General features: G+C 33.9%; 11 protein-coding genes and 1 pseudogene. 11 read left to right on the top strand and 1 reads right to left on the bottom strand.

Translation table 11 applies throughout. The annotated features are described in order from the left end of the window. Nucleotides 1-4 precede the first annotated feature (4 nt). The 8 genes from COZ07_RS00370 to COZ07_RS00335 all read left to right on the top strand — a co-directional run bounded on the left by COZ07_RS00370 (nt 5) and on the right by COZ07_RS00335 (nt 6,093). Nucleotides 5-169, top strand: a complete 165-nt coding sequence (locus tag COZ07_RS00370) for a hypothetical protein (protein WP_406606637.1) — start codon at nt 5-7, stop codon at nt 167-169. Between the two features lie 33 nt (nt 170-202). Next, nucleotides 203-2,191 (top strand): molybdopterin biosynthesis protein, encoded by a 1,989-nt coding sequence (locus COZ07_RS00365; protein WP_406606636.1) that lies wholly within the window; start codon nt 203-205, stop codon nt 2,189-2,191. Next, nucleotides 2,188-3,204, top strand: coding sequence for a GTP 3',8-cyclase MoaA (gene moaA, locus COZ07_RS00360; RefSeq protein ID WP_406606635.1), 1,017 nt, complete (start codon nt 2,188-2,190; stop codon nt 3,202-3,204). Before COZ07_RS00365 ends, moaA begins: the two co-directional genes overlap by 4 nt. A gap of 4 nt (nt 3,205-3,208) precedes the next feature. Then, the gene (moaC, locus tag COZ07_RS00355) at nt 3,209-3,703 is read left to right on the top strand and encodes a cyclic pyranopterin monophosphate synthase MoaC (protein ID WP_406606634.1); all 495 of its coding nucleotides are present in this window, start codon (nt 3,209-3,211) and stop codon (nt 3,701-3,703) included. Between the two features lie 51 nt (nt 3,704-3,754). After that, nucleotides 3,755-4,207 carry an MOSC domain-containing protein gene (locus COZ07_RS00350; RefSeq protein WP_406606633.1) on the top strand — a complete coding sequence of 151 codons (453 nt, stop codon included), beginning with the start codon at nt 3,755-3,757 and terminating at the stop codon, nt 4,205-4,207. Next, the gene (gene mog, locus COZ07_RS00345; protein ID WP_406606632.1) at nt 4,204-4,692 is read left to right on the top strand and encodes a molybdenum cofactor biosynthesis protein B; all 489 of its coding nucleotides are present in this window, start codon (nt 4,204-4,206) and stop codon (nt 4,690-4,692) included. Before COZ07_RS00350 ends, mog begins: the two co-directional genes overlap by 4 nt. Nucleotides 4,693-4,716: 24 nt before the next feature. After that, nucleotides 4,717-5,664 carry a ribonuclease Z gene (rnz, locus tag COZ07_RS00340; protein WP_406606631.1) on the top strand — a complete coding sequence of 316 codons (948 nt, stop codon included), beginning with the start codon at nt 4,717-4,719 and terminating at the stop codon, nt 5,662-5,664. Between the two features lie 243 nt (nt 5,665-5,907). Continuing rightward, a complete protein-coding gene (locus COZ07_RS00335; protein ID WP_406606630.1) occupies nt 5,908-6,093 on the top strand; it encodes a ferredoxin in 186 nt (61 codons plus the stop codon). An 87-nt stretch (nt 6,094-6,180) separates the two neighbouring features. Here the strand turns inward: COZ07_RS00335 and COZ07_RS00330 are convergent. Beyond that, nucleotides 6,181-6,372, bottom strand: a pseudogene (locus COZ07_RS00330) (alpha-amylase family glycosyl hydrolase); the annotation flags it as partial. A gap of 101 nt (nt 6,373-6,473) precedes the next feature. Between COZ07_RS00330 and COZ07_RS00325 the strand changes: the two are divergent. The 3 genes from COZ07_RS00325 to COZ07_RS00315 all read left to right on the top strand — a co-directional run. Then, on the top strand, nt 6,474-6,941 hold the full coding sequence (locus COZ07_RS00325; RefSeq protein ID WP_406606629.1) for an Rrf2 family transcriptional regulator: 468 nt from the start codon (nt 6,474-6,476) through the stop codon (nt 6,939-6,941). Beyond that, complete coding sequence (locus COZ07_RS00320; protein WP_406606628.1) at nt 6,931-7,929, top strand: tRNA 4-thiouridine(8) synthase ThiI; 999 nt, start codon at nt 6,931-6,933, stop codon at nt 7,927-7,929. Before COZ07_RS00325 ends, COZ07_RS00320 begins: the two co-directional genes overlap by 11 nt. Nucleotides 7,930-7,968: 39 nt before the next feature. Beyond that, nucleotides 7,969-8,563 (top strand): MnmA/TRMU family protein (locus COZ07_RS00315; RefSeq protein WP_406606627.1); only part of this gene is annotated, 595 nt, incomplete at its 3' end.

The following is an 8,563-nucleotide window of genomic DNA, read 5'->3' as shown; positions in this document are numbered from 1 at the left end:
TTATATTCGGGTATTTGTCCACCAAGAGGGTAAAAAGTTCTACGCTAAGCCTGTTCTGGGGAAATCAGGATTGATTTCTACGATGGTGCGAGCATCAGGTTTAATAAAGATCGGGTTAAATATAGAGGGATTGGAAAAAGGCAGCAAAGTAGTGGTTAAATTATTTTAATTAAACAGAATTAATTAGAGAAGGAAGATTGATTTGAAAAGGAATATTTATTTAAATAAATTAACTTTAAAAGAAGCTCAAAAAATATGGTATAAAAGTTGGTTAAAGTATAAATTTACGGAGCCCCTAAAAGGAGAATTAGTTTCTACCGAAGATTCCTTAGGTCGGGTTACTGCTGAACCAGTTTTTGCCAAAATATCTTCACCCCACTATCAATCAGCAGCTATGGATGGAGTCGTAGTTAGAGCCAGAGACACCTATGAAACCTCTGAATCTTCTCCCCGTAAGTTGAGAGTCGATAGGGACTTTTATTTTATAAATACTGGTAATCCCATACCTTTCGGGTTTGATGCAGTAATAAAGATTGAAGATATCAACCCGGTGGGCAAAATAGAACAGAGAGAAATAAAGAAAAAAGATATTGCTCTTGATCTTGCTGATAGAGAAGAAGGAAGTATCGAAGAGATTATGATATTTTCTTCTGCCTTTCCCGGGCAGCATATCCGTAATATTGGAGAAGATTTAGTAGCCAATCAGCTAATTATTCCGATTAATCAAAGGATTCGTCCAGTAGATCTAGGAGCTTTATTGGCCGGAGGAGTAAATCAACTTTTACTCCGTAAGAAGCCCAAAGTAGCAGTTATACCCACTGGCTATGAATTGATTCAACCAGGAGAAGAAATTCTTCCTGGTAAAATTATCGAATATAATTCTAAAATAATTAAAAGTTTAATTTCCGAGTGGGGAGGAAAGGTTAAAGTATATGAAATTATTAAAGATGCCCCAGAAGATTTGAAAAAAATTTTGCAGAAAGTTTGCCAGCAAAGTGATATTATAGTGGTATTGGCTGGTTCATCTGCTGGCTCGAAAGATTTTACTCCTGAAATTATCAGAAGTTTAGGAGAGGTTTTGGTTCATGGAGTAGCCATTATGCCCGGGAAGCCCACGATTCTGGGAATTATTAATAAGACCCCTCTTATTGGACTTCCTGGTTACCCGGTTTCTGCCATTATATCGGCTGAGCAGTTCTTAAAACCTTTAGTATTTACAAGATTAGGCCTGACTATGTCGAAACGACGAAAAATTAAAGCTCATATGGCTCACCAAGTGGTTTCTCGTTTAGGTGATGAGGAGTTTTTAAGGGTAAAATTAGGGAATATAGGAAAAAAAATGATGGCCTATCCACTTCCGAGAGGTGCAGGGGTAATAACTTCCTTGGTGGAAGCAGATGGTATAATTCGTATACCCTCGCTAAAAGAAGGTTTAAATCTTGAAGAAGTGGTAAATGTTGAACTTTGGAAAGATTTAGATACCATAAGGCATAATATTATAATTACTGGTAGTCATGACTTAATCTTGGATGTTTTAAGAAATGAATTACAGGAGAATTTTTCTAATTATAGGTTAGTTTCTTTTAATGTAGGAAGTATGGGAGGTTTAATGGCTTTAAAACAAAACCGGACACATCTGGCAACTGCCCATCTATTAGACTCGGAAAGCGGTGAATATAATTTCCCCTATATCAAAAAAATACTTCCCCAAAAAGAATTGGTGGTAGTAAATTTAGCTTATCGGGAACAGGGGATAATGATAAAAAAAGGAAATCCAAAAAATATCCAAGATTTAAATGATTTGATCAGAAAAGATATTGAGTTTATCAATAGACAGAAAGGTTCGGGTACTCGAATTTTACTGGATTATTTATTAAGTAAGAAGGCTATCAATCCTATAAATATTAAAGGTTATTTTCGGGAGGAGTTTACTCATTTAATGGTAGCCTCTGCTGTGGCAGAAGGGAATGTAGATGCTGGTCTAGGTATTTTATCCGCTGCTGAAGCTTTTCATTTAGATTTTATTCCGGTAGTCAAAGAAAGATATGATATGATTATTCCTGAGGAGAGGTATAATTCTTTAAGAATACAAAAATTACTTAGTATTGTAAATTCAAAAAAGTTTAAGAAAAAAGTATTGAATTTAGGTGGCTATGACCTCTCGCAAAGTGGAAAGGTGATTAAAGGATGAGTCAGTTAGTAGATAGTTGGGGAAGAAAAATTACTTATCTTCGGGTTTCCATTACTGATCGTTGTAATTATAGATGTATTTACTGCCAACCAGAAAAACATTTTAATTTTATTCCTCACCCAGAGATTTTAAGATATGAAGAAATAATAGAAATTATTAACGAAGCAGTTGATTTAGGAGTAACTAAAGTCAGAATAACTGGCGGTGAGCCTTTAATAAGGAAAGGAATAATTGATTTTATAAAGAAATTAAAAAAAATAAAAAGATTAGAAGATATTTCTTTAACTACCAATGGTTATTTTCTAACTGAATATGCTGAAAAACTGAAAAATGCAGGACTGAAGAGGGTTAATATTAGCCTGGATTCCTTGCAAAAAGATAAATATAGTCAAATTACCCAGGGAGGGGACCTGGAAAAGGCATTAAAAGGTATCGATTCTGCTATATTAGCAGGATTACTTCCTATTAAAATTAATACTGTACTAATCAGAGGAATTAATGACGAGGAAGTAGAAAATTTTGTAAAATTAGCTTTAGAAAGACCATTATGTATTCGTTTTATCGAACTGATGCCTTCTTTAGAAGAGATTATAGATAATTATAAGGACAAATTTATTTCAGGTTTAGATATTAAAGAAAATTTGGCAAAAAAATATTCGTTTAATCCTATTAAGACAGATTCAGACAATGGACCAGCAAAATATTATCAGATTGAAGGTGGTAAAGGTACCATCGGTTTTATTACTGCCTTGAGCCAGCACTTTTGCCAAACTTGCAATCGAATCAGACTAACTTCTGAGGGGAAGATAAGACCTTGTCTTTTTTCTAATCAAGAAATTGATCTCAAAAAAGCCCTTAGAGAGGTGGGTAACCGTGGGGAAGATCAAATTCTAAGAAGAAAGGTAATAAGGAATAAAATAGAGCTGGCAGTAAAATTAAAACCAAAAGGTCATAAAATTAAAGAAGGGATATCCAATAGCCTATCTTTTAAAATGTCCCGAGTGGGAGGTTGATAAGATGGAGGCAAAAGAGTTGAGCCACTTTAATGAAGAAGGAAGGTCTCGTATGGTAGATGTGGGAGACAAAGAGGACACTGCGCGAATAGCAATTGCCGAAGGTGAAATAGTTATGCGACCTGAAACCTTAAGACTAATTAATGAGGGGAAAATTAGCAAAGGAGACGTTTTAGCAGTAGCTCAGGTTGCTGGTATTATGGCGGCCAAACAGACTAGTCAAATTATTCCCATGTGCCATCCTTTAATGCTTACCAGCGTGGATCTTAATTTTAAAATTAATGAAGAGGCACATAAAATTATCATAAAATCTAAGGTCAAGACCATAGGCAGGACCGGGGTAGAAATGGAGGCTTTAACTGCGGTAGCCATAGCTGGTCTTACTATTTATGATATGTGTAAGGCAGTAGATAGAGGGATGACCATAAAAGCCATCCGTTTGATAGAAAAAGCAGGAGGTAAGAGTGGACATTATCTAAATCAAAATCATTCCGGTTAGATATTAAATGTTTACCCAGATAAATTGGAAATAGGAGATGAAACATATATAATGAATAAAAAAATGAAAGGGAAAATTTTGGCAGTCTGTCAGAGTAAAAAGAAAGGAACCATAAAGACAGAAATAAGAGAAGGTTTGCTCATTGAAGATTTTGGTTTAAAAGGTGATGCTCATGCTGGCAAGTGGCATCGGCAAATTAGCCTTTTGGGAATTGAAAGTATAAATAAGATGCGTGATAAGGGTTATCAATTATCTTTCGGGGATTTTGCTGAGAATTTAACTATAGAAGGTCTAACCTTACCCAAACTTCCCTTAGAGACAAAGTTAAAAATTGGAAAAGAAGTGCTATTGGAGGTTACCCAGATTGGAAAAGAATGTCATTATGATTGCGAAATAAGGAGAAAGATAGGAGATTGTGTAATGCCTCGCGAAGGCATCTTTGCTAGAGTTTTAAAAGGTGGAAAAGTAAAAGTCGGAGATGAAATTGAGGTGTTAACAGAATGATTGAGGTAGGTATCTTGACCATAAGTGATAAAGGGGCACGGGGAGAGCGAGAAGATCGAAGTGGAAAAGTAATTGAGGAGATAGTTAAGAAGATTGAGGGGGAAGTTAAATATTATCGAATTATCCCTGACGAAGAGGAAATTATTCAAGATGAATTGATAAAAGCAGTTGATAAATTACACCTGGATTTAATTTTAACTACCGGAGGGACAGGTTTAGGAAAAAGAGATGTCACTCCAGAGGCCACCTTAGCAGTAATTGAGAAAGAAGTCCCCGGGATCAGTGAAATAATCAGAAGTGAAAGTTTTAAGCAGACAAATCGAGCGATATTATCTCGAGGAGTAGCCGGAATTAGAAAAAAAAGTTTAATTATAAATTTACCGGGTAGCCCCAAAGGAGTAGAAGAATCTTTAGAAATAATATTAAAAGCCTTACCACATGGTATAGAAATTATAAAAGGCGAAATTACTGAATGTGCAAGATAAGAGAAAGAAATTAGGTGATATTTGGTGAAAGTTATATTTTTAGGCACTAGTTCGGGGATGCCTACTTTAAAACGTAATGTGACTTCCATTGCCCTTATTTTTATTAACAGTAATAAGTTATGGTTGTGGGATTGTGGAGAAGGCACTCAACAACAAATCCAAAAAACCTCTTTAAAATTATCTAAATTAGAGAAAATATTTATTTCCCATTTACACGGAGACCATCTTTTTGGACTTCCTGGGCTATTAGCTTCCCGGGGTTTAAGGGGCGGAAAAATTCAGCAAAAAGTTCAAATATTTGGTCCCGAAGATCTCGATATATATTTAAAAGAAACCCTAAATATAACCAAAACTTATATCCCTTATGACATTGAGATAAAAATTATTCCACCAAATTTATCAGCAGGAATAATCTGGGAAGATGAGGAGTATATAGTTCGATACACAGAAGTAAATCACAATATTAAAACTTATGCCTATTCTGTCGAAGAAAAAAAGGATAGGAGTCATTTTTTAATAGATAAGGCCCGCCGATTGAATATCCCTCCTGGTCCAATTTATCGTACTCTAAAAGAGGGTAAAACACTTGAATTACCCAATGGAAGAATCTTTCAAGGTAAGAATTTTTTAAACAAAATTGAAAAAGGTAGAAAGATAGTCTTTTGTGGTGATACTACCTATGGTGAGAATTCAGTATTCTTAGCAAAAGATGCTGACCTCTTAATTCACGAAGCAACTTTCTCTCAGCAGGAAGAGGAAATTGCTCAACGAAATTTTCATTCCACCACGACAATGGCTGCCAGGGTAGCTAAAGAGGCACAAGTCAAACAGCTTATACTAACCCATATTAGCCCTCGATATAGTTCAAATGATAATAAATCGGTAATAAGCGAAAAGGATTTACTTGCCGAGGCTCAGAGTATATTTCCTCAAACTTTATTAGCTGAAGATTTTATGGAATATGTGATATAAAATTTATTGATGAAATATAAAAAAAGATTAGTAAAAAACTTGAAATTTGTCTATTTTTAAGGTATACTTCTAACATTGTAGATAATTTTTCTTTTAATAAGAAGAATTATTTGATAAAATAGTCAAGCAAATATTGATTGATGATGGTAAAAAAAACAAAAATTGAGGTTTTATTGGACTTATTCTTAGTTATCGAATAAATTTCAAAGTTGGCAATTATATATAGAAGGAGGAAGATATAAAATGAAAGCTGTAATCGATAAAGATTTATGTACTGGATGCGGACTTTGTGAAGACACCTGCCCTGAAGTCTTTGAGGTAAAAGATAGTATTGCAACTGTAAAGGTTAGTAAGATACCTGAAGATTTGATTGAATCTTGCAAACAGGCTGCCGATGATTGTCCAGTAGAAGCAATAACTTGTGAGTAAGATTAGAAAAGGAAAGTAAAATAATATTAATAAAAAAGGAGCAGATTCAATTAATCTGCTCCTTTTTTATTTTAAAAATCAATAGGATCGATTGTATGTTTCGGTTAAGAGTTTTTCCACATCTTTCATTGTACCAAAATTATCTATAATATCCTGATAATCACTGATATCATAGCCATTATCGTTATTGGGAGATTTATAGATTAGGCACAACCAGATTACATCTATCTCTAAGATTTTTAAATAATCTAATTTCTGTATAATTCCCGGTAGGTATCCGAAGATAACAGAATAGACAAAGATTTCAAGAAAGTTGACAAGAATAGTCATAAATAATATAATTTTTCAGTAAAGTCAAATTAAAATAAGGAGTAAGGAGAATGAAATTATCTACTCGAGGAAGGTACGCACTTCGAGCTATGATAGATTTGGTGCAAAATCAATATAATAATTTAATGCCGATTTCTTTAAGAGATATTTCTAAAAGACAAGAGATCTCCCGGCAATATTTAGAACAACTATTTAATAAATTAAAGAAAGCAGATTTAGTAAAAAGTACCAGAGGTGCAGGTGGGGGATATTTATTAGCTAAAGAAGCTAATAAGATTAATGCTGGTGACATAATTAGAGCAGTTGAGGGACCAATAGTTTTAGCTGACTGTATTCTAACTGGTAGAAAAATTAAGAAAAGTACGCCAAAAAAATGTAATAAAGTAGAAGATTGTGCCATTAGAGTATTATTAGAGCTGATCACTCAAAAGATAAATCAAACTTTAGACACCACTTCTTTGCAAGATTTAGGTAGAATTACTCAAAATATTAAAAAGGAACAAAAAGATGAAAGATAAGATAAAAGCAGTAGCTTTATTTTCTGGTGGTTTGGATAGCATCTTAGCAGTAAAGCTTATCCAGGAGCAAAGGATAGAGGTAAAAGGAGTTAATTTTAAAACTCCTTTTTTTGGTTTAGACGAAGCTTTAATAGCTACAAAAGGCCTGGATATGGATTTAGAAATTATAGATATTACTAAAGAGATATTAGAAATTTTAGAAAATCCTATACATGGATTCGGAAAGAATATGAATCCCTGCATAGACTGCCATACTCTTATGTTTAAAAAGGCCGGAGAATATATGACCAAGATAGGAGCTTCTTTCATTTTAAGCGGTGAAGTTTTAGGAGAAAGACCTATGTCTCAGAACAGAAATAGTTTAAGTTTAATAGAAACAGAATCAGGGTTTAAAGGCAGAATTCTTCGGCCATTATCAGCTTTATTATTACCAGAGACTATCCCGGAAAAAGAAGGATTAGTAAACAAAAATAAATTGTTGAATATTTCTGGTCGCTCCAGAAAAAGACAGATGGAATTAGCTGCTAAAATGAATTTAAAGGACTATCCTTCCCCAGCGGGCGGTTGTAAATTAACTGAGCCAGGGTTTTCTAAAAGGTTAAGAGATTTGTTTAATCAAGAAAAATATTTTTTAGAAGAGATAGAGCTTTTAAAATTAGGTCGACACTTTAGATTAGGTAGAGATATTAAATTAGTAGTAGGGAGAAATAAAGAGGAGAACGAACAGCTAAAAGATTTTTTCCAAGAGGGGGATTTTCTCTTTAAAGCTAAAAATTTAAAAGGCCCCATTTCTTTGATAAAAAAAGGATTTAAACTGAATAATGATTTTATTGATAAATCTTGTCAGATTACAGCCAGATATTGTGATAGAAATGAAGAGGAAGACGAAGAAGTCTATATTAATTATTATAGTGCATCTAAAGAATTGGCAAAAACTAGGAAAGTAAAACCATTAAGAGAAGAAGAATTAGAAATTTTAAGGGTTTGAAAATTAAGAAATAAAGAAAAAGTAAGAGAATAAATTATTATGTCTAAAGATTTTAAAAAAAGACCGGCATGCACAGGCAGAGTAGTAGTAGCAATGAGCGGAGGCGTAGATAGCTCTCTGGCGGCTGCCCTATTAAAAGAGGAAGGTTATGAAGTTCTTGGTGCTACTATGCGTCTTTATGATGGCGACGATGGTGACGAAAATTTAGAAGCAGCCGGTCGGGTAGCTCAAAAGCTGGAAATTCCCTGGTATGTTTTGGATTTTATTAAAGAATTTAAAAAATTGGTGATTAATTATTTTTGCCAAGAATATTTGGTCGGTCGGACCCCCAACCCTTGTGTAATCTGCAATTTAAAAATAAAATTTGGCTTATTATTAGAAAAAGCAAAATCTTTAGGTGCAGATTATATTGCCACCGGGCATTATGCTATTAATGAATATGACCAAAAGAGCAAGAGGTTTTTACTGAAGAGAGGAATAGATGAAAACAAAGATCAATCTTACTTTCTTTATAGATTAAACCAGGATATATTACCCTATGTTCTATTTCCTTTGGGCAGGTTCAAGAAAAGCCAATCCAGAGAATTAGCTAAGAATTTTGGATTAGAAAATTATGAAAAAAAAGAGAGCCAGG

It is taken from the genome of Candidatus Infernicultor aquiphilus, from assembly GCF_002784285.1.
GTDB classification, from domain to species: Bacteria; Atribacterota; Phoenicimicrobiia; order Phoenicimicrobiales; family Phoenicimicrobiaceae; genus Infernicultor; species Infernicultor aquiphilus.
This window is presented reverse-complemented; position numbering and strand designations above follow the sequence as displayed.

Coding starts and splice junctions, on each gene's coding strand:
- moaA (WP_406606635.1), top strand. CDS start 2,188: ATGAGTCAGTTAGTAGATAGTTGGGGAAGAAAAATTACTTATCTTCGG.
- moaC (WP_406606634.1), top strand. CDS start 3,209: ATGGAGGCAAAAGAGTTGAGCCACTTTAATGAAGAAGGAAGGTCTCGT.
- COZ07_RS00350 (WP_406606633.1), top strand. CDS start 3,755: ATGAATAAAAAAATGAAAGGGAAAATTTTGGCAGTCTGTCAGAGTAAA.
- mog (WP_406606632.1), top strand. CDS start 4,204: ATGATTGAGGTAGGTATCTTGACCATAAGTGATAAAGGGGCACGGGGA.
- COZ07_RS00335 (WP_406606630.1), top strand. CDS start 5,908: ATGAAAGCTGTAATCGATAAAGATTTATGTACTGGATGCGGACTTTGT.
- COZ07_RS00325 (WP_406606629.1), top strand. CDS start 6,474: ATGAAATTATCTACTCGAGGAAGGTACGCACTTCGAGCTATGATAGAT.
- COZ07_RS00320 (WP_406606628.1), top strand. CDS start 6,931: ATGAAAGATAAGATAAAAGCAGTAGCTTTATTTTCTGGTGGTTTGGAT.